The organism is Streptomyces sp. NPDC039736, assembly GCF_055596485.1.
Genome location: NZ_JBVIUQ010000001.1, coordinates 144,821 through 163,337, shown reverse-complemented (window position 1 = coordinate 163,337; position 18,517 = coordinate 144,821). Strand labels below are relative to the sequence as shown.

The window sequence follows — 18,517 nt, the reverse complement described above, 5'->3', positions numbered from 1 at the left end:
TGGGTCCGACAGCGGCCCCGCCGCCGCTCAACCTCCTTGATCGGAAGGTGGTTTCGTGCGGCCCGCCCACACCCCGACGTGGTCGGTCTCGGAGCTCAGGCGCACCCGGCCGCGCAGCCCGTACCGCTCGATGTGCTCGCGCGGCAGTTGCAGGCGCCCCACCCGGTCGAGCACGGCGAACAGCTCACCGGGCGTACCGGTCACGTCTGTTCTCCCAGTCGCAGTACGGCACCCAGCTTGCGGCGTCCGGCGAGCGCGGTCTCCACGGCCACGGCCGCCGCCACCAGCAGCAGGAACCCGCCGCCCAGGACGGCGGTGGCCGCGTGGTCGATGCGCGGTACGGGGTCGAGCAGGCCGCCGGTGAAGCCCCGCAGGTCCAGGGCGTCGCCGAGCAGCCGGGGCAGCAGGAGCCCGGGCGCGCCGCCGCCGATCATGGCGGCTGAACGGCCGGTGGCCCGCACCCCTTGCGGGAATGCGGGCCACCGGCCGTACGGACGAAAGGAAGGCTCAGCGCACCTCGGTGATCTCCGGCCCCCGCTGCAACTGCCCCATGCCGCCGGAGAAGCGGGACTCCGCCTGCTCCTCCTGCTGGACGCCCTCGGCGACCATCTGCGCGTCGTCGGGCAGCTTCAGGACGATCGGGTCGCGGGGAGCCATCGGCCCCTCGCCCCGGACGACCACGGTGTCCAGGAAGATCTGCTCCAGCACGCCCGCGGCCTCGGGCTGCACCGCGCCCTGCCCGGAGATCACTCCGCGCAGGAACCAGCGGGGCCCGTCGACGCCGACGAAACGCACCAACTGCACACCGCTGTTGCCGTCCGGGAGCTGGACGGGGACCTGCGCGCGCAGCTCCCAGCCGAGCGGGCCCTCGACCTCGTCGATGTGGCCGCCCTGGGAGGTGATGCCGGTGGCGATCTCCTCGCGGACCTCGCCCCAGATGCCCTCCTTCTTGGGCGCGGCGAAGGCCTGCAACTGCACGGCGCTGTCGCGCAGGACGACGGTCGCGGCCACGATCGCGTCGCCCGCGACCTCGACGCGCAGTTCCATGCCCTCGACGCCGGGCACGAAGATGCCGCCCAGGTCGACCCGGCCCTCGCCGGGCGAGGAGACCTCGGAGACGTCCCAGGGGCCGTCGGGACGGGGGGCCGGCGGCAGGTTGACGCGCCGCCCCTCGCCCGCCCCGTCCTCTTCGGCCTCGACCTCTTCGGCGACCTGCTCGGTCACGCCCGCCTCGTCCTCGGCGGATTCGCTCTTCTTGCGACGTCCGAACACGTCACTGTCCTTCCCGGTCGGCAACGACCGAAGCGTAGGAGTTCCCGTCCATGGAGGCACCCGTGTCACCCGTGCCGCTCGCCGGGCCGCCCGTCCGGGCGCCCACCGCGGCGTGACCGCCGGTGGACCCGAAGCCCCCTTCGGCCCGCGCCGAGCCGGGGAGTTCCGCGACCTCGTGGAAGCGGACCTTCTCGACCTGCTGGACGACCAGTTGGGCGATCCGGTCGAAACGCTCGAACCGCACGCTCTCGCGCGGGTCCAGGTTGACCACGATCACCTTGATCTCCCCACGGTACCCGGCGTCCACCGTCCCCGGGGCATTCACGAGCGCCAGACCGCAGCGGGCGGCGAGCCCGGAGCGGGGGTGCACGAACGCGGCGTACCCGTCGGGCAGCGCGACGGAGACACCGGTGGGCAGCACGGCCCGCTCGCCGGGGGCCAGGTCACAGGCCTCGGTGGTGACCAGGTCGGCCCCGGCGTCGCCGGGGTGTCCGTATTCCGGAAGGGGAACTTCCGGGTCCACGCGCCGGATCAGCACGTCCACGGGGTTACGGCTCACGGGTTCACCTCGAAGGCGCGGGCGCGCCTGATCTGATCGGGGTCGGCCATGGCCGCCCGGATCTCCTCCGGACGGCCGTTGTCGATGAAGTGGTCGACCTTGACTTCGATGAAGAGGGCGTCCGCGCGGACCGCGACGGGCCCGTCCGGGCCGCCGATCCGTCCGGTCGCCGTGGAGTAGATCTTGCGGCCGTGCACGGCGGTCACCTCGGCGTCCAGGTGCAGGACCGTGCCGACCGGTACGGGACGTACGAAATCGGTCTCCAGCCGTCCCGTCACCGCGATGACCCGCAGCAGCCACTGCAACGACCCGAGCGTCTCGTCCAGCGCGGTGGCCAGTACGCCGCCGTGCGCGAGGCCGGGGGCGCCCTGGTGGGCGGGCTTGACGGTGAATTCCGCGCTGACCCGCACGCCGGGACCCTCGCCCGCGCGCGCCGCCAGGTGCAGCCCGTGCGGCTGGCCCTCGCCGCACCCGAAGCAGTGCCCGTAGTGCGCGCCGAGCAGCTCGCCGGGGGCCGGGGCGTCGGGGTGGCGGAGGGGGGCCGTGGCGTCGGCCGGGGGCGTCAGGGCCGGGGAGGCGGCCGGGCGTCCGGGAGCGGCCTCCCGGGGGTTGTCAGTACTCACAGGCGCAGACCTTACCCGCGTACGGATACGCAGGTCGCGCCGTGCCAAGCTAAGCGGTATGCAGTCCTACGAAGAACGCCTGACCGCGCCCCGCTCCTGGTGGTTCATCACCGTGCTGGTGGGCATCGCGTGCGGGCTGATGCTGCTGCCGCTGGGCACGTTGCCGATGCTGGGCGCGGTGGTCGCCGGCATCCTGCTGACGGGCGCCCTGGTCAGCAGTTACGGATCGGTGCGGATCAGGGTGGTGGCGGGCTCGCTGGTGGCGGGCGACGCCCGGATCCCGGTGTCCGCGCTGGGCGACGCCGAGGTCCTGGACGCCGAGGAGGCGCGCGCCTGGCGCACGCACAAGGCGGACCTGCGCGCCTTCATGCTGCTGCGCAGCTACATTCCGACGGCGGTACGGATTCCGGTCACCGATCCGGACGATCCGACTCCGTACGCCTACCTCTCCACCCGTCACCCGCAGGCCCTGGCGGACGTGCTGGCGGCCGCCCGCACCGCGGGCTAGTCCTCCGGCTCCTTGCGGTCCGCCTCCAGCTCCCGCAGCTCGCGCGCGTGGTCCAGGGGCGGCAGCTCGGGCAGCGCGTCCCAGGGGACCTGGCGGGTGCGCAGGTCCTTGCGGATGTGCTCGGCGAGCTTCTTGGTGTCGCGGCGGTTCATGACCGCTCCGACGGCGGCGCCGACCATGAACGGCATCAGGTTCGGCAGGTTGCGCACCATGCGCTTCATGATCTGCTGGCGCAGCTCGCGCTTCATCTGTCCGCCGAGCGCCGCGTTCAGCGTGGTGGGCTTGGTGACGTCGACGCCGCGCTCCTCGGCCCAGGAGCCCAGGTAGGCGATGGTGCGCTGCTTGAGGTTGCCGGGCGGGCGCTGTCCGTAGACCTCGTGGAGTTCCGCGATGAGCTTGAGCTCGATCGCGGCGACGCCGGTGATCTCGGCGGCCAGCTCCGCCGGCATGGCGGGCGGCACGGGCATCATGGCGGCCGCGCCGACGCCCGCGCCCACGGTGGAGGTGCCGTTGGCGGCGCCCGCGACGAGCTTGTCGGCGAGCTGCTCGGGGGTGAGCCCCGGGAACTGCTTGCGCAGGGTCGCGAGGTCGCGCACGGGCACGCGCGGGGCGCTGTCGATGACGCGGTCGGTGAGGTGGGCGAGGGCGGCCTTCGCGCCTTCGCCGCCCTTGCGGACGCCCTGCCGGAGGGCGGGGACGCCCTTCTTGAGCGTGGGAACGCCCTTTTTGAGAGCCGCCAGGCGCCGGGTCCCGGTCACGGACCCCTTCGAACCGCCGGGCGGGACCGCGAGGTCCTGCCCGCCGCTCTGTACGCCGGCGGCTTCTCCGGGTGCGCCGTCCGCGTCGGGGGATTCCCCGGCGGAGGACGGCACGAGGGCGGAGGACTCGGCGGACGCCTGCGTGGCGTCCGTCGGGCCGGTGCCGCCCGGTTGTGCCTCCGACGCCTTCTTGCGCCGGAAAGGCCGCTTCCTGAACGGTGTCGCGCCAGTCACGGCCGGCCCCGTCCTAGTCGCAGTCGCGGCAGATCGGCTGGCCGTTCTTCTCGCGGGCCAGCTGACTGCGGTGGTGGACCAGGAAGCAGCTCATGCAGGTGAACTCGTCGGCCTGACGGGGCAGCACGCGGACGGACAGTTCCTCGTTGGAAAGGTCCGCGCCGGGCAGCTCCAGGCCTTCAGCCTGCTCGAACTCGTCGACGTCGACGGTCGTGTTCGACTTGTCGTTCCGCCGCGCCTTGAGTTCTTCGATGCTGTCCTCGTTGAGGTCGTCATCGGTCTTACGTGGGGTGTCGTAATCCGTTGCCATGTCGCTCTCCCCCTCTGGGTGGTTGCGGTGTCTCCAGCGCGGTAACGCGTGAGAGGCCGGACTTGTGCCCGACCTGAGGCGGAGATTTTGCCTCACATCAAGGTCTGTTACTCAATCGACACCTCTGACGCACTCCGTGGAGTGATCGTCCGGGATGGCGATCGGGACCGTACACGGTCCGCATGTCGCACCGCCCGTGTGCCATCTCGTGTACTTCCCGTGATCCCACCCCCCGGAAACCCGGGCTTTTCCCGGTTTACGAAGGGGCTGTTGATCACGGAGAGTGAGTGGCGGGAAAGTGCGACCTGTGATCGATCACACACGGAACCCCCGGGTTTCCATCCCGAAAATTCCGCTTAAAGCGAACACATTGACGGCTTCACCAGACGTCGCGTCCCCCGTGCCCGAAGGAACTCAGACCGGAAGTGTCACGCGCATGACGAGGCCGCCGCCCTCGCGAGGCTCCGCGATGATACGGCCTCCGTGGGCCCTCGCGACGCTGCGCGCGATGGACAGCCCCAGGCCTACGCCCTTGTCGCTGCCCGTGCGCTCCGTGCGCAGCCTCCTGAACGGCTCGAAGAGGTTGTCGATCTCGTACGCGGGAACCACTGGACCCGTGTTCGACACCACCAGCACCGCCTGTCCGTGCTGGACATCCGTCGTCACCTCGACCCAGCCATTGTCGGCCACGTTGTAGCGCACCGCGTTCTGGACGAGGTTCAGCGCGATCCGCTCCAGCAGCACACCGTTGCCCTGGACCACCGCGGGCATGCGCTCCCCGCGCAGTTCCACGCCCTTGTCCTGGGCCTCGCCGCGGGCCTGGTCGAGGGCCCGGGCGGCGACCTCGGCGATGTCGACGGGCTTGCGCTCGACGATCTGGTTGTCGCTGCGGGCCAGCAGCAGCAGGCCCTCCACCAACTGCTCGCTGCGCTCGTTGGTGGCCAGCAGGGTCTTGCCGAGCTGCTGGAGCTCCACCGGGGCCCCGGGGTCCGAGAGGTGGACCTCCAGGAGGGTCCGGTTGATCGCGAGGGGCGTGCGCAGCTCGTGGGAGGCGTTGGCGACGAAGCGCTGCTGGGCGGTGAAGGCGCGCTCCAGCCGGTCCAGCATCTCGTCGAAGGTGTCCGCCAGCTCCTTCAGCTCGTCGTCCGGGCCGTCCATCTCGATCCGCCGGGTCAGGTCCGTACCGGCCACACGGCGGGCGGTGCGGGTGATGCGGCCCAGCGGCGACAGCACGCGGCCGGCCATCGCGTACCCGAAGGCGAAGGCGATGACGCTGAGGCCGACCAGGGCGAGCAGGGAGCGGTTGAGGAGGTCGTTGAGCGCGTTCTGCCGCTGGTTGCTCATGCAGTCCCGCAGCAGCGTGTTCAGTTGGTCGTTGTTCTGCGCCCGCTCGATGGACGGGCACTGGTGGCTGGTGAGGTCGGCCGGACCCGAGATCTGGAAGTCGGGGTAGGCCGTGCCGTCCCGCAGCGCCTGCGCGGTCAGCAGGTAGATGATCGACAGCAGCAGGATGCCCGCGATCAGGAACATGCCGCCGTAGAGCAGCGTGAGCCGTATGCGGATCGTGGAGCGGATCCACGGGAAGGCGGGTTCGGGCTGGCGGGGGTCCCAGGAGGGTTTGGGCGGTGCTGCTGGTGGGGCGGGCGTGGTCTTCACCGCCGCCTCAGATCCGGTAGCCCGAGCCGGGCACCGTGACGATGACGGGGGGCTCGCCGAGCTTGCGGCGCAGGGTCATGACGGTGACCCGTACGACGTTGGTGAAGGGGTCGGTGTTCTCGTCCCACGCCTTCTCCAGGAGCTGCTCCGCGGAGACCACCGCGCCCTCGCTGCGCATCAGCACCTCGAGGACCGCGAACTCCTTGGGCGCGAGCTGGATCTCCCGGCCGTCGCGGAAGACCTCGCGCCGGTTGGGGTCGAGCTTGATGCCGGAGCGCTCCAGCACGGGCGGCAGCGCGACGGTGGTACGACGCCCCAGGGCGCGCACGCGGGCGGTCAGCTCGGTGAACGCGAAGGGCTTGGGCAGGTAGTCGTCGGCGCCGATCTCCAGGCCCTCCACGCGGTCGCTGACGTCGCCGGAGGCGGTGAGCATCAGGACGCGGGTGGGCATGCCCAGTTCGACGATCTTGCGGCAGACGTCGTCGCCGTGCACGAGCGGGAGGTCGCGGTCCAGGACCACGACGTCGTAGTCGTTGACGCCGATCCGCTCCAGGGCGGCGGCGCCGTCGTACACGACGTCGACGGCCATGGCCTCCCGGCGCAGTCCGGTGGCCACCGCATCGGCGAGCAGCTGCTCGTCCTCGACGACGAGTACGCGCACGTCGGGTCCTTCCTGTGGTGCCCGCGGATACGTCCCGCGGGCAGGGGTGTGTGGACCCCCATCCTGCCCGTTTCGGCCGTAAACCGGCTGTAAGACGGCTTGCGGGGGACTCCCGGCACGGTGGCGGACGCCCCGGCGCGGCCGCGATGTCCATGATTCCCGGGGAAGTTGAGGTTTCTCCTCCACCGGCTCTGGGGAGGACGTCTAAACACCCGCGATCACGCCCCGTATGTGGCGCGCCACAGCCCGCTCAGTCCCCCGGGACGGTCCAGAGGGGATGCGCCGATGCCGACGGGGGTGCGTGTGATCGAACCACCCTCGGCACACCCCCGTGCCACCGACCCATGACGAGGGGGCGCACCCATGGACGCTTTCACCACCAGTCTTCTGAAGCGGATAAAGGACACCGAGTCGGACCTCTTCCGGGCCCGGGAGGCCGGCGACGACTTCCTCGTGGACGTCGAGCAGGAAGAGCTCAACGACCTGCACCAGCTCGCCGCCGAACACGGCGTGGAGATCGACATGGCCGCGTAGGCGGTACGCCCATGGACGGAGGGGCCCGTTCCGGTACGTCACCGGGACGGGCCCCTCCGTCATGCCGGGCGGCGCGTCAGTCGTGCCAGGCGCCCAGGTCCTCCAGCAGGGCCCGGAGCGGGGCGAAGACGCCCGGGGACGCGGCGACCGTCAGTTCCGGGGAGGCCGGGACGCCGGGGCGGCCGCCGGTCAGGGCGCCCGCCTCCCGGGCGATCAGGTCACCGGCCGCGTAGTCCCAGGGGTTGAGCCCGCGCTCGTAGTAGCCGTCGAGGCGTCCGGCGGCGACGTCGCACAGGTCGACGGCCGCGGACCCGCCGCGCCGGATGTCCCGGAAGCCCGGGATCAGCCGCCCGGCGATCTCCGCCTGCCGCTTGCGGCGCTCGGCGAGGTAGCCGAAGCCGGTGCCGATCAGCGCCTGACCGAGGGCGGGGGAAGGGCGGACGGAGAGCTTCCGCTCCGCTCCGGCGGGCCCGTCGCAGTACGCGCCGCCGCCGAGCACCGCCCGGTACGTCTCCCGGCGCATCGGCGCCTCGACGACGCCGACCAGGGTCTCGCCCCGGTACTCGGCGGCGACGGAGACGGCCCAGGTGGGCAGCCCGTACAGGTAGTTGACGGTGCCGTCGAGCGGGTCGACGACCCACCGCACCCCGCTGCTGCCCTCGGTCGCGGCGCCCTCCTCCCCCAGCACGCCGTCCTCGGGCCGCCGCTCGGCGAGCAGCCCGGTGATCAGTTTCTCGGCGGCGAGGTCCATCTCGGTGACGACGTCCACGGAGCTGGACTTGGTCGCCGCCACCCCGAGGTCGTCCGGCCGCCCGTCGCGCAGCAGCTCCCCGGCCCGCCGGGCCACCTCCAGGGCGACCCCGAGAAGTTCGGTCTTCAAGGTCTCGTCGTTCACGTCTCTCCCAGGGGACGGTCCGCGCCCCGTCAGGGGCGCGGGGCTGTGTCGATGTGCGGCTCCGCCGCGTGGGCGCGGCCGGCCGCCGCGAACCCGCACGGAACCGGCGGCCGCGCGGCGAGCGCCTGCGGGAGGGGCCGGGGCGGGGAGGGGACCCCGCCCCGGCCCCCGTCACGCGAAGGGGCTGTCCGCCCCGGCAGCCGCGGGCTTCGGCGACCGTGCCGGGCAGCATCCGACCGGGCACAGGTCATGGCTCGGCCCCAGCGCGCCGAGCGCGCAGGGCCGGACGGCGGCCCCCCGCTCGGCGGCCGCCCGCTCCAGCAGGAGCTCCCGCACCGCCGCCGCGAACCGCGGGTCCGCACCGACCGTCGCCGACCTGGCGACCGGCAGCCCCAGCTCCGCCGCCTTCGCCGTCGCCTCCGTGTCCAGGTCGTACAGGACCTCCATGTGGTCCGAGACGAACCCGATCGGCACCATCACCACCGCGGGCGCCCCCGCCCCGTGCAGCGCCTCCAGGTGGTCGCAGATGTCCGGCTCCAGCCACGGGATGTGCGGGGCGCCGGACCGCGACTGGTAGACCAGCTCCCAGGGCCGGTCGTCCACCCCGGTCGCCTCCCGCACCGCGTCCGCGATCAGCCGCGCCACGTCCAGGTGCTGGGCGACGTACGCGCCGCCCTCCCCGTGCGCCTCCACCGGGCCGGAGGTGTCGGCCGCCGCGGTCGGGATGGAGTGCGTGGTGAAGGCCAGGTGGGCGCCCCGGCGCAGCTCCTGCGGCAGCTCGGCCAGGGACTTCAGCACGCCGTCGACCATCGGCCGTACGAAACCGGGGTGGTTGAAGTAGTGCCGGAGCTTGTCGACCCGGGGCGGCTCCAGGCCCTCCGCCCGCAGCGCCTCGATCGACTCCGCGAGGTTCTCGCGGTACTGGCGGCAGCCCGAGTACGAGGCGTACGCGCTGGTCGCCAGGACCGCGACGCGGCGGTGCCCGGCGCGGGTGATCTCGCGCAGGGCGTCCGTCAGGTACGGGGCCCAGTTGCGGTTGCCCCAGTAGACCGGGAGGTCCGCCGGGCCGTGCTCGGCGAAGTCCTCGCGCAGGGCGTCCAGGAGGTGACGGTTCTGCTCGTTGATCGGGCTGATGCCGTCGAAGAGGAAGTAGTGCTGCCCCACCTCCTTGAGGCGCTCCTCGGGGATGCCGCGGCCACGCGTCACGTTCTGCAGGAACGGGACCACGTCGTCGGGACCCTCGGGACCGCCGAAGGAGAGCAGCAGCAGGGCGTCGTAGGGGGTCGCGTCGGACGCTGCGAGGAGCGTGCCGGTGGGGACCGCATCGGGCTGATCAGGCATACGTCGATCCTGCCACCCGCCTCCGACAGCGCCGCACCCGACACAGATCACAGTGCCGGTGCGGGCCTTCGGTACGTAACCTGTACGAAAACCTGTACGAGACATCTACATGTGTGAGCGGCGCCTGCCCCCAGCGCGCGCCTGATCGGCGGAACCTCAAGTTGTCCAGTCCCTATCGCGCCATCTTCGCCGCCCCCGGTACCAGGAGCTTCTCGGTGGCGGGGCTCCTCGGCCGGATGCCGCTGTCCATGATGGGCATCGGCATCGTCACCATGATCTCCCAGCTCACCGGCCGTTACGGCCTGGCGGGCGCCCTCTCCGCCACCCTCGCGATGTCGGCGGCCGTCTTCGGTCCGCAGATCTCCCGGCTGGTCGACCGGCACGGCCAGAGCCGGGTGCTGCGCCCGGCGGCCCTAGTGGCCGTCGTCGCCGTGGCGGGTCTGCTGGTCTGCGCCCAGCAGGGCACCCCCGACTGGACGCTGTTCGTGTTCGCGGCGGGCGCGGGCACGGTGCCCAGCGTCGGATCGATGGTCCGGGCCCGCTGGGCGGCGATCTACCGCGACTCCCCGCGCGAGCTGCACACCGCGTACTCCTGGGAGTCCATCGCGGACGAGATCTGCTTCATCTTCGGGCCGATCGCCTCGATCGGTCTGTCCACCGCCTGGTTCCCGGAGGCGGGTCCGCTGATCGCGGGCGTGTTCCTGCTGGTGGGCGTCTTCTGGCTGACCGCGCAGCGCGCCACCGAGCCGGTGCCGCATCCGCGCGAGCCGGGTGGGAGGGGCGGCTCGGCGCTCAGGTCCCGGGGGCTTCAGGTGCTGGTGGCCACGTTCGTCGCCACCGGCGCCGTCTTCGGCTCGATCGACGTGGTCACCGTGGCCTTCGCCGAGGAGCAGGGGCACAAGGCCGCGGCCAGCCTGGTGCTGGCGGCGTACGCGCTGGGATCGTGCCTGGCGGGAGCAGTGTTCGGGCTGCTGCACCTCAAGGGCTCCCCCACCAGGAGGTGGCTGCTGGGTGTGTGTGCGATGGCCGTGAGTATGATCCCCCTCCAACTGGCCGGGAACCTTCCGTTTCTGGCCGTGGCGCTCTTTGTCGCGGGCCTGGCCGTCGCACCGACGATGGTGACCACGATGGCCCTGGTCGAACAGCACGTACCCCGCACCAAGCTGACCGAGGGCATGACCTGGACCAGTACCGGGCTCGCCGTCGGCGTCTCGCTCGGCTCGTCCGCCGCAGGGTGGGCCGTCGACGGGATGGGCGCGGACGCGGCGTACGCGGTGTCCGTCGCGTCGGGGGCTCTCGCGGCCGCGGTGGCGTTCCTGGGGTACCGCCGGCTGGGCAGGCCGGCACCGAATCGGGGAGGGCACGGCGCCGATGAGCGACACCACGAAGACGAGCACCGCCTGGCGTAACTGGTCGGGCACCGTCACCGCCCGCCCCGCGCGGGCGGTGACGCCCTCGTCGGTCGAGGAGCTGGCCGACGCGGTGCGCACCGCGGCCGCCGAGGGCCTGCGGGTCAAGCCGGTCGGCACCGGCCACTCGTTCACCGCCATAGGGGCCACCGACGGGGTGCACGTCCGTCCCGACCTGCTGACCGGCATCCGCGGCATCGACCGCGAGGCGGGCACGGTCACCGTGGAGGCGGGCACCCCGCTCAAGCGCCTCAACGTGGCACTGGCCCGCGAGGGCCTGTCGCTCACGAACATGGGCGACATCATGGAGCAGACGGTCGCGGGCGCCACCAGCACCGGAACCCACGGCACCGGCCGCGATTCCGCCTCGCTGGCCGCCCAGATCAGGGCACTCGAGCTGATCACCGCAGACGGGCAGGTCCTCACCTGCTCCGAGCAGGAGAACCGGGAGGTCTTCTCCGCCGCCCGGATCGGCCTGGGCGCGCTCGGCGTCATCACCGCCGTCACCTTCGCCGTGGAGCCGGTCTTCCACCTGACGGCGCGCGAGGAGCCGATGGGCTTCGACCGGGTCACCGCGGACTTCGACGCCCTGGTGGCCGAGAACGAGCACTTCGAGTTCTACTGGTTCCCGCACACCAGCAACTGCAACACCAAGCGCAACAACCGCACCCTGGGGCCCATCGCCCCGCCCGGCCGGATCGCGGGCTGGATCGAGGACGAGTTCATGTCCAACGGCCTCTTCCAGGTGGTCTGCTCGCTCGGCAGGGCCGTGCCGCGCACCATCCCGGTCATCGCCAAGGTCTCCAGCCGCGCCCTGTCCGCGCGGACCTACACCGACATTCCGTACAAGGTCTACACGAGCCCGCGCCGGGTGCGTTTCGTGGAGATGGAGTACGCCGTTCCGCGTGAGGCCACCGTGGAGGTGCTGCGCGAGGTGCGCGCGATGGTCGAGCGCTCGCCGCTGCGGATCAGCTTCCCGGTGGAGGTGCGCACGGCCCCGGCCGACGACATCGCGCTCTCCACCGCCTCCGGCCGGGACACCTCGTACATCGCCGTGCACATGTACCGGGGCACTCCGTACCAGGGGTACTTCACCGCCGTCGAGCGCATCATGACCGCGCACGGCGGCCGCCCGCACTGGGGCAAGATGCACACCCGCGACGCCGAGTACCTGGCGGCGGCCTACCCGCGCTTCGGCGAGTTCACCGCACTGCGCGACCGCCTCGACCCGGACCGCCTCTTCGGCAACGACTACCTGCGGCGCGTGCTGGGCGACTGAGCCGGGTCCCGGGGCGGGTCCGGAACCCGGCCCGGGACCGGCCCCGGGCCGGGGAAGCCCCGGCGAGGGCCTGCGGGAAGTCCGCGCAGGGGGCGCGGAAGGCCCGCACAAGCCCCGGGAAAGGCACGCGCAGGACCGCCAAGGGCCCGCGACCGGCCCCCGCGAGCGGGGGCCGGCGGGCCCCCGCCCCGGGATGCGGCGCCCCTCAGGGAGCCTCCGTGTCCGCCTCGCCCCCCGCGGGCGGCGGCGGGGGCTGCTGCCGGCCCTCGGCGCCCGCGGCGGTACCCGGAGCCTTGTCCTGCTCGCCCTTGTCGGCCTCGCCGCCGGGGTCCTGCGTGGGCGGCGCGGTCTGGCCGCCGGTGGCGGTGCCGTCGTCCGTGGTGCCGCCGTCGCCGGTGCTGGGGCCGGGCGTCGGGGTGACGCCCGGGTCCGGGCTCTGCTTGCCGCCGGTGCCGGGGTCGGGCGACTGCTTGTCGCCGGAGTCCTGGTCGGGAGCGGCAGTCCGGCCGGTGCCGCCGGTGGTGCCGGGGTCCGGGTCCTGGGAGGCCGGAGGCTGTTCGGCGGGCGGGGTCCGCTTCTGCTGATTGCCCGTGAACACGCTCTCGAGCGCGGGCCTGTCGTTGCCGCTGAGGGGCGAGGCGACCAGTTCGTAGACCGTGATCCCGCCCATCGCGACCGCGAACACCACCGCGGCCCCGATCGCCGACCGCTTCCAGCCCCGCACCCGGGTGCCGTGCACGGACGCCTCGGTGAACTCGCCGTCCCCGGGGAGCTGCCCCTCCTCCAGGCCCGTCGGCACCTCCACCTGGCGCAGCACCCGGGTCCGGTCGTCCACGTGCGGTTGCCGGCTCTTCGGCTTCGCGTGGACGGTGACCTCGCGGAGCTGCTCCCCGGTACGTTTGAAGACATGCTGGAAAATCGTTCCGCCACTGGTGGCGACGACACTGACCACGCCCGCGCCGATGACCGTTCCGTAGACGCCGAGCTGGGACGCCAGTACGGCCGCGATCACCGCCGCCACGGCGCTGCCCGCCACCTGCGCCACGCTCAGATCGATGCGGCGTTTCGCCGGTTCTGCACTGTTTTCCAGCTTCTTGTCCATCCCCAACCTCTGTTTGTCCTTCCGTTGCACCTTGCTACAGGAAGAGACATTTGGGCGAAGTCAAAAGTTCCGCTTCTGGTCTTTCTGTGAATCAGGACACCAAGGGGCGTCAGTTCGCCCTTCACGGGGCAGGAGCGCGCTCACAAGAGTTGACGGGGAACGACCCGCGCGGAGGTGTGACAACTCCCGTGGCCGGGGAGAACTTCGACGGCGCGCCGGTCCACCCATGTGGCCCAAATGGAGTAGTGTTGCGAGCCCTGGATCCGGTCTCCCCCTGGGGTGTCCGGACCCTTCGGGAGGGGGCCGAACGGCACTCGTAACCGGCGGCGCCACGGCATCGAACGGATACCTGCTACACAGGGTGACCAGTGGTCACTTTGCGTCGACAACAGGTCACCGTGCCATAACGGCGAGCGCGGGCGCAATGCCCGACACGCCGGGCAACACGGCAAGGTAGTGGCAGGCTGCACCCGGGCAGGCCACACTCGACTAGCGGAAGCAGCGACGCACGTGACGTCGGCAGGCACCACCCGGGAGGTCCCCATGCCCGAACTGCGTGTCGTGGCCGTCAGCAACGACGGCACACGGCTGGTTTTGAAGGCTGCGGACAGCACGGAGTACACGCTTCCGATCGACGAGCGACTGCGTGCCGCCGTCCGCAACGACCGCGCCCGACTCGGCCAGATCGAGATCGAGGTGGAGAGTCACCTCCGCCCTCGCGACATCCAGGCGCGGATACGAGCAGGAGCCTCCGCCGAAGAGGTCGCCCAGATGGCCGGCATCCCGGTCGACCGGGTGCGCCGCTTCGAGGGGCCCGTGCTCGCCGAGCGCGCCTTCATGGCCGAGCGCGCCCGCAAGACCCCCGTCCGCAGGCCCGGTGAGAACGCCGGACCCCAGCTCGGCGAGGCGGTGCAGGAGCGGCTGCTGCTGCGCGGTGCCGACAAGGACACCGTGCTCTGGGACTCCTGGCGCCGCGACGACGGCACCTGGGAGGTCCTGCTCGTCTACCGGGTCGCGGGCGAACCGCACTCCGCGAGCTGGACGTACGACCCGCCGCGCCGGCTGGTCGCGGCCGTGGACGACGAGGCGCGCTCGCTGATCGGCGAGAGCGACGACCTGCCCGCGGCCCCCGAGCCGAGCTTCCTGTTCGTGCCCCGGATCGCGCGGCTGCCGCGCGACCGGCCGCTGGACCGGGCCCTCGACCGTTCCCTGGAGCGGCCGCTGGACCGCGCCCTGGACCGGCAGCTGGAGCGGCCCGGGCCGCCGCCCGCGATGGAGGCGGACGACTCCGGGTCCGAGCGGGACTCGCTGACCAGCCTGCTGGAGGCGGTGCCCAGCTTCCGCGGCGACATGGTGGTGCCGGAGCGTCAGGTTCCGCCGCCGCCGGAGCCGCCGACGGTGCTCGACGCGGACGAGCCCGAGTCCGTGCCCGAGGAGCCGCCCGCGGCCGCCGGGGCCGGCGCGGCGTACGCGGACGTGCTGATGCCGAGGGCCGTGGCGGGTCACCGCGACCGGCTGGTCGGGACGACGGACCGGCAGGCGGAGGCGGACGGCGTGCGTCCGGGCCGCCGGGCCGCGGTGCCGAGCTGGGACGAGATCGTCTTCGGCACGCGCCGCAAGAAGCAGGAGTAGCAGAGGCAGCAGCGGCGGCCGGGGCGGCACGACGAGCAGGCGCCGCGGTTGCTGGACGCCGGTACGTCGTGGCGAGGAGGGGCCCGTACGTTTCGTGTACGGGCCCCTCCTCGACGGTGGGCCTACTGCGGGGCGGGACCGGTGGCGACCGGGCGGGACTCGTCCGAGGACCACTCGGACCAGGACCCCGCGTACAGCGCCGCCTCGACGCCAGCCAGCTCCAGGGCCAGTACCTGGTGCGCGCCCGACACCCCGGACCCGCAGTAGACGCCGACGGCGGGCGCGGTGCGCGCGCCGAGCCGGGTGAAGCGTTCCGCCAGTTCGGCGGCGGGCCGGAACCGGCCGTCGGCGGTGGTGTTCTCGCTGGTCGGGGCGGAGACCGCGCCCGGGATGTGGCCGCCGACGCGGTCGATGGGCTCGACGTCGCCCCGGTAGCGTTCGGCGGCGCGGGCGTCCAGGAGCAGCCCCTCGCGGGCCAGCGCGGCGGCGCCGTCCGCGTCCAGCAGGCCGATGCCGCCGGGCTTCGGCTGGAAATCGCCCTCGGCGGGGTCCGGGACCTCGGTCGTCAGCTCCCCCTCCCAGGCGGCCAAACCGCCGTCCAGGACCCGTACGTCACGGTGACCCGCCCAGCGCAGCAGCCACCAGGCGCGGGCCGCGGCCCAGCCGAGCCCGCCGTCGTACACGACGACCGGGGTGTCCGCCGAGACGCCCGCGCGGCGCATGACCGCGCCGAAGGCCTCCGGGTCCGGCAGCGGATGGCGGCCGCCGGAGCCGGGCGGCCCGGCGAGTTCGGCGTCGAGGTCGACGTAGACCGCGCCGGGCAGGTGCCCGGCGGCGTACTCGGAGCGCAGGTTCGGGCCGCCGAGCTGCCAGCGGACGTCGAGGAGGACGGGCGGGCGGGGTCCCGCCGACTCGCTCGCGAGGGCGGCTGCGGAGATGATGGCGTTCATGGGGCCATCCTCGCGCAGTGCCGCACCCGGCCGTCACTTCCGTCGCGGAGCCCCGTCGTAACGAGGCGGAAACGAGCCGCGCGGCGCGGCCGGGGCGCGCTCCGCGCCGGGTGGTGCAAGCATCTGCACGGGGCCACGGTCCGTACCGCGCGACGGCGTGCCCGCCCCGATCCTGTAACGGCCACCACGAATGGTCCGAGGAGACGTGAATGACCGAGGCTGCCGCACGGCACACGCCCGGCACCCCCTGCTGGGTGAGTCTGATGGTGCACCAACTGCCCACCACCCAGCAGTTCTACGGCGCCCTGTTCGGCTGGGAGTTCCGGCCGGGCCCCCAGGAGCTCGGCCCCTATGTGCGGGCCCTGCTGGACGGACGCGACATCGCGGGCCTCGGCCGGCTGCCACCGGACCGGCACCTGACGACCGCGTGGACGCCGTACCTGGCGACCGACGACGCGACGGCGAGCGCGCAGGCCGTCAGCAGCAGCGGCGGCACGGTCGCGGTCGGCCCGCTGCAGGCGGGCGAGGCGGGCCGGCTGGCGATCGTCGCGGACCCGGCGGGCGCGGTGTTCGGCCTCTGGCAGGCGGCGGAACACCTGGGCACGGGGCTCGCCGGGGTGCCGGGGACGCCGGTCTGGAACGAGCTGGTGACGCGGGAGACGGCCGGCATCGTGAAGTTCTACCAGGCGGTGTTCGGGTACGGCGCGGAGGCGGTCGTCTCGGCCGACTTCGACTTCACGACGCTGCTGCTCGACGGGAAGCCGGTGGCCTCGCTGCACGGGGTGGGCCATGCGCTGCCGCGTGAGCGGGGGGCGCACTGGATGACGTACTTCGAGGTCGAGGACACCGACGAGGCCGCCGCGCTGGTGCGCGACCTCGGCGGGCACGTCCTCCAGCCGCCCAGGGAGAGCACGACCGGCCGGACCGCCGTGGTCGCGGACCCGGAGGGCGCCGTTTTCACGGTCGTACGGTCGCACCGCTGACGGTGGTGGTGATGGCGGGGGGGGGCTGCGCGTCGTGGCCCCGGTCGCACGCCCGATGTCCTCGCGGGCCCGGGGCGGCCCGTCCTCGCTCCCCCGCCGACGTCAGTGACATGCTCCGGAAGTCGGTGTAGCGGCCGCCGCGCGGGAGCAGCTCGTCATAGGTGCCCTGTTCGGCGACGGTGCCGTGCTCCAGGAAGACGACCTGGCCGGCGCGGCGCACGGTGTGCATCCGGTGCGCGACCCTCACGACGGTCCGGCTCGCCATGAGGCGTTCGACGCCTTCCTGGACGGCCGCCTCGTTGACCGGGTCCAGGGCCGACGTCACCTCGTCGGGACGGGCGGCCTCCGCTGCTCGCCGTACCTGCGTGTCGGTGGCGTCGGGGCGGCCGAGGCGGACGTTCTCCTCGATGGTGCCGTCAAAGAGGTGGACGTCCTGGAAGACGATGGCGCACTGCGTCATGAGGACGTCCGGGTCGATCGCGCGTACGTCGACGCCGCCCACCCGGACGGCTCCCGCCTCGACGTCGTGGAAGCGGGCGAGGAGCTGGAGCAGGGTGGACTTGCCCGCACCGGAGGGGCCGACGACCGCCAGACGTTGCCCTTGGGGAACGGTGAGCGTGAGCCCGTCGAGCACGGTGCGTTCGCCGTGCCGGAAGCAGACGCCGTCGAACTTCAGGGCGTGGCCCACCGGTTCGACCGAGTCCGGAGGAGACGGGCAGCGGCTCGGCGCACAGCAGGGCGTCCAGCTTGGTCAGCACGGTGCGGGCAGCGCGGAGCCGGCCGCCGATGTCGGCGAGGGAGAGGAGCGGGTCGGCGCAGCGGACGGCGAGCACCAGGACCGACAGGACCTCGGCGACGCCGACGCTGCCGCCGAGCGCCAGGTAGGAGCCCAGGGTGAGCAGGCCCGATGAGGGCGAGCTGCACGGTGACGGCCGGATCCACGGCGCCGGGCAGGGCGACGGGTGGCGCGCTGGACTCGTGCAAGGGAGTCGTCGAGCAGGGCAAAGCGTTCGGCGGTGCGGCCGCTGGCCCGCAGGACGGGTTGGCCCTGAGGTATTCGACGACCCGGTCGGTGGTCTTCACGTCGGTGTCGGTGGAGGCGCGTGCCGTCCAGGTCTGGACGGCCGCGACGAGCGGTACGGCGGCCAGGGCGGCCAGCCCCATCTGCCAGTTGAACGCGAGCATCACGACGACGACGGTCAGCGGAGTCACGCTCGCCGCGACGAGCGGCGCCAGCAGGTGGGCGACGACGGACATCGCCGTCAGGACACCCCGGCCCGCCAGCACCGGCACCTCGCCGACGCGCCCGGCAGCTCCCGAGGCTCGCCTCCTTCGAGCCCCGGTGGGACGACGTGACCTCGGCGGACGACCACCGGCGCGCCCTGGAGGTCCTGGCCGACGGCCTGCCGGCACGACACGGCGGGGACACGGGCAGCGCGGGGCGGGGGTGGCCCGGCCCGGCCCGCCGACGAACGGACACGCGTTCGCCGACAGGCCGGGTCAGGGGCGGAGTCAGTGGCGGCGAGGCAGGGCAGAGGCCACCGCGACGATCACCACCAGGACGTATCCCAGGGTGCGCACCTCTCCCGACGTCCAGTCGTTGCCGACGGCGGCGAGCAGAACGGTGAGTACGACGTACGGCCACCCCGGCCAGGAAGGTTGAAAGGACTCGGCACGTGCGGGACGGGCAGGCATCATGGTCTCCTTGGGTCAGCCCGAGAGGGCCCGACTGATGGACAACGAGCCTGCCGCGCCGCCGGGTTGGCCGCATTTGTCCGGGGGTAGTCCGGGAGCTTCCGTACGTTGTCCAG

The 18,517-nt window shown here is 72.8% G+C and carries 21 protein-coding genes; 6 read left to right on the top strand and 15 right to left on the bottom strand.

Annotated features, from left to right (window positions below; all coding sequences use genetic code 11):
* Positions 1-27: 27 nt before the first annotated feature.
* The 5 genes from ACZ56L_RS00695 to ACZ56L_RS00675 all read right to left on the bottom strand — a co-directional run bounded on the left by ACZ56L_RS00695 (position 28) and on the right by ACZ56L_RS00675 (position 2,454).
* Entirely contained in the window at positions 28-204 is a 177-nt protein-coding gene (locus ACZ56L_RS00695; RefSeq protein WP_471060047.1) for a hypothetical protein, read from the bottom strand.
* Complete coding sequence (locus tag ACZ56L_RS00690; RefSeq protein WP_471060045.1) at positions 201-434, bottom strand: hypothetical protein; 234 nt, start codon at positions 432-434, stop codon at positions 201-203. The genes ACZ56L_RS00695 and ACZ56L_RS00690 overlap by 4 nt, the downstream gene beginning before the upstream one ends.
* A gap of 73 nt (positions 435-507) precedes the next feature.
* The gene (locus tag ACZ56L_RS00685; protein WP_345217484.1) at positions 508-1,272 is read right to left on the bottom strand and encodes a DUF3710 domain-containing protein; all 765 of its coding nucleotides are present in this window, start codon (positions 1,270-1,272) and stop codon (positions 508-510) included.
* A gap of 1 nt (position 1,273) precedes the next feature.
* Complete coding sequence (dut, locus tag ACZ56L_RS00680) at positions 1,274-1,831, bottom strand: dUTP diphosphatase (protein WP_471060041.1); 558 nt, start codon at positions 1,829-1,831, stop codon at positions 1,274-1,276.
* On the bottom strand, positions 1,828-2,454 hold the full coding sequence (locus tag ACZ56L_RS00675) for a PaaI family thioesterase (RefSeq protein WP_345217480.1): 627 nt from the start codon (positions 2,452-2,454) through the stop codon (positions 1,828-1,830). The genes dut and ACZ56L_RS00675 overlap by 4 nt, the downstream gene beginning before the upstream one ends.
* Positions 2,455-2,512: 58 nt before the next feature.
* On the opposite strand from ACZ56L_RS00675, the gene ACZ56L_RS00670 reads away from it, so the two are divergent.
* Positions 2,513-2,962 carry a DUF3093 domain-containing protein gene (locus ACZ56L_RS00670; RefSeq protein ID WP_345217477.1) on the top strand — a complete coding sequence of 150 codons (450 nt, stop codon included), beginning with the start codon at positions 2,513-2,515 and terminating at the stop codon, positions 2,960-2,962.
* Here ACZ56L_RS00670 and ACZ56L_RS00665 read toward each other — a convergent pair.
* The 4 genes from ACZ56L_RS00665 to ACZ56L_RS00650 form a co-directional block, all read right to left on the bottom strand.
* Positions 2,959-3,954 carry a hypothetical protein gene (locus ACZ56L_RS00665; RefSeq protein WP_345217475.1) on the bottom strand — a complete coding sequence of 332 codons (996 nt, stop codon included), beginning with the start codon at positions 3,952-3,954 and terminating at the stop codon, positions 2,959-2,961. The two genes, ACZ56L_RS00670 and ACZ56L_RS00665, sit on opposite strands and share 4 nt — an antisense overlap.
* Positions 3,955-3,967: 13 nt before the next feature.
* Entirely contained in the window at positions 3,968-4,264 is a 297-nt protein-coding gene (locus ACZ56L_RS00660) for a DUF4193 domain-containing protein (RefSeq protein ID WP_185026814.1), read from the bottom strand.
* 414 nt (positions 4,265-4,678) lie between these two features.
* Positions 4,679-5,920 (bottom strand): sensor histidine kinase, encoded by a 1,242-nt coding sequence (locus ACZ56L_RS00655; protein WP_345217473.1) that lies wholly within the window; start codon positions 5,918-5,920, stop codon positions 4,679-4,681.
* A 7-nt stretch (positions 5,921-5,927) separates the two neighbouring features.
* Positions 5,928-6,581, bottom strand: a complete 654-nt coding sequence (locus ACZ56L_RS00650) for a response regulator transcription factor (protein ID WP_185026810.1) — start codon at positions 6,579-6,581, stop codon at positions 5,928-5,930.
* A gap of 363 nt (positions 6,582-6,944) precedes the next feature.
* Between ACZ56L_RS00650 and ACZ56L_RS00645 the strand changes: the two genes are divergently transcribed.
* Positions 6,945-7,115, top strand: coding sequence for a hypothetical protein (locus ACZ56L_RS00645; protein WP_345217470.1), 171 nt, complete (start codon positions 6,945-6,947; stop codon positions 7,113-7,115).
* Between the two features lie 76 nt (positions 7,116-7,191).
* Here ACZ56L_RS00645 and ACZ56L_RS00640 read toward each other — a convergent pair whose 3' ends face one another.
* Together ACZ56L_RS00640 and ACZ56L_RS00635 are read right to left on the bottom strand one after the other, a co-directional pair.
* On the bottom strand, positions 7,192-8,010 hold the full coding sequence (locus tag ACZ56L_RS00640) for an inositol monophosphatase family protein (protein WP_345217469.1): 819 nt from the start codon (positions 8,008-8,010) through the stop codon (positions 7,192-7,194).
* A gap of 171 nt (positions 8,011-8,181) precedes the next feature.
* Complete coding sequence (locus tag ACZ56L_RS00635) at positions 8,182-9,351, bottom strand: ferrochelatase (RefSeq protein WP_468683493.1); 1,170 nt, start codon at positions 9,349-9,351, stop codon at positions 8,182-8,184.
* Between the two features lie 161 nt (positions 9,352-9,512).
* Here ACZ56L_RS00635 and ACZ56L_RS00630 point away from each other — a divergent pair, with 161 nt between their 5' ends.
* Both ACZ56L_RS00630 and ACZ56L_RS00625 read left to right on the top strand, forming a co-directional pair.
* On the top strand, positions 9,513-10,760 hold the full coding sequence (locus tag ACZ56L_RS00630) for an MFS transporter (protein ID WP_345217465.1): 1,248 nt from the start codon (positions 9,513-9,515) through the stop codon (positions 10,758-10,760).
* Complete coding sequence (locus tag ACZ56L_RS00625) at positions 10,723-12,039, top strand: D-arabinono-1,4-lactone oxidase (RefSeq protein ID WP_471060030.1); 1,317 nt, start codon at positions 10,723-10,725, stop codon at positions 12,037-12,039. Before ACZ56L_RS00630 ends, ACZ56L_RS00625 begins: the two co-directional genes overlap by 38 nt.
* A gap of 205 nt (positions 12,040-12,244) precedes the next feature.
* On the opposite strand, the gene ACZ56L_RS00620 is transcribed toward ACZ56L_RS00625, so the two are convergent.
* Positions 12,245-13,141 (bottom strand): hypothetical protein, encoded by an 897-nt coding sequence (locus tag ACZ56L_RS00620; protein WP_471060027.1) that lies wholly within the window; start codon positions 13,139-13,141, stop codon positions 12,245-12,247.
* A gap of 543 nt (positions 13,142-13,684) precedes the next feature.
* On the opposite strand from ACZ56L_RS00620, the gene sepH reads away from it, so the two are divergent.
* The gene (gene sepH, locus ACZ56L_RS00615; protein WP_471060024.1) at positions 13,685-14,773 is read left to right on the top strand and encodes a septation protein SepH; all 1,089 of its coding nucleotides are present in this window, start codon (positions 13,685-13,687) and stop codon (positions 14,771-14,773) included.
* 122 nt (positions 14,774-14,895) lie between these two features.
* On the opposite strand, the gene ACZ56L_RS00610 is transcribed toward sepH, so the two are convergent.
* Positions 14,896-15,723: a sulfurtransferase gene (locus tag ACZ56L_RS00610; protein ID WP_345217456.1), complete on the bottom strand. Its 828-nt coding sequence runs from the start codon at positions 15,721-15,723 to the stop codon at positions 14,896-14,898.
* 209 nt (positions 15,724-15,932) lie between these two features.
* On the opposite strand from ACZ56L_RS00610, the gene ACZ56L_RS00605 reads away from it, so the two are divergent.
* Positions 15,933-16,706 (top strand): VOC family protein, encoded by a 774-nt coding sequence (locus tag ACZ56L_RS00605; protein WP_471060020.1) that lies wholly within the window; start codon positions 15,933-15,935, stop codon positions 16,704-16,706.
* On the opposite strand, the gene ACZ56L_RS00600 is transcribed toward ACZ56L_RS00605, so the two are convergent.
* Positions 16,681-17,394: an ATP-binding cassette domain-containing protein gene (locus ACZ56L_RS00600; RefSeq protein WP_471060017.1), complete on the bottom strand. Its 714-nt coding sequence runs from the start codon at positions 17,392-17,394 to the stop codon at positions 16,681-16,683. The genes ACZ56L_RS00605 and ACZ56L_RS00600 overlap by 26 nt on opposite strands.
* Positions 17,395-18,218: 824 nt before the next feature.
* Entirely contained in the window at positions 18,219-18,401 is a 183-nt protein-coding gene (locus tag ACZ56L_RS00595) for a hypothetical protein (protein WP_345217450.1), read from the bottom strand.
* Between the last annotated feature and the right edge of the window lie 116 nt (positions 18,402-18,517).

Bases quoted from the DNA above. Each gene is read 5' to 3' on its own strand.
- ACZ56L_RS00690 (WP_471060045.1), bottom strand. From the start codon at position 434: ATGATCGGCGGCGGCGCGCCCGGGCTCCTGCTGCCCCGGCTGCTCGGC.
- ACZ56L_RS00625 (WP_471060030.1), top strand. From the start codon at position 10,723: ATGAGCGACACCACGAAGACGAGCACCGCCTGGCGTAACTGGTCGGGC.
- ACZ56L_RS00620 (WP_471060027.1), bottom strand. From the start codon at position 13,141: ATGGACAAGAAGCTGGAAAACAGTGCAGAACCGGCGAAACGCCGCATC.
- sepH (WP_471060024.1), top strand. From the start codon at position 13,685: ATGCCCGAACTGCGTGTCGTGGCCGTCAGCAACGACGGCACACGGCTG.
- ACZ56L_RS00660 (WP_185026814.1), bottom strand. From the start codon at position 4,264: ATGGCAACGGATTACGACACCCCACGTAAGACCGATGACGACCTCAAC.
- ACZ56L_RS00645 (WP_345217470.1), top strand. From the start codon at position 6,945: ATGGACGCTTTCACCACCAGTCTTCTGAAGCGGATAAAGGACACCGAG.
- ACZ56L_RS00635 (WP_468683493.1), bottom strand. From the start codon at position 9,351: ATGCCTGATCAGCCCGATGCGGTCCCCACCGGCACGCTCCTCGCAGCG.
- ACZ56L_RS00670 (WP_345217477.1), top strand. From the start codon at position 2,513: ATGCAGTCCTACGAAGAACGCCTGACCGCGCCCCGCTCCTGGTGGTTC.
- ACZ56L_RS00605 (WP_471060020.1), top strand. From the start codon at position 15,933: ATGACCGAGGCTGCCGCACGGCACACGCCCGGCACCCCCTGCTGGGTG.
- ACZ56L_RS00610 (WP_345217456.1), bottom strand. From the start codon at position 15,723: ATGAACGCCATCATCTCCGCAGCCGCCCTCGCGAGCGAGTCGGCGGGA.
- ACZ56L_RS00595 (WP_345217450.1), bottom strand. From the start codon at position 18,401: ATGCCTGCCCGTCCCGCACGTGCCGAGTCCTTTCAACCTTCCTGGCCG.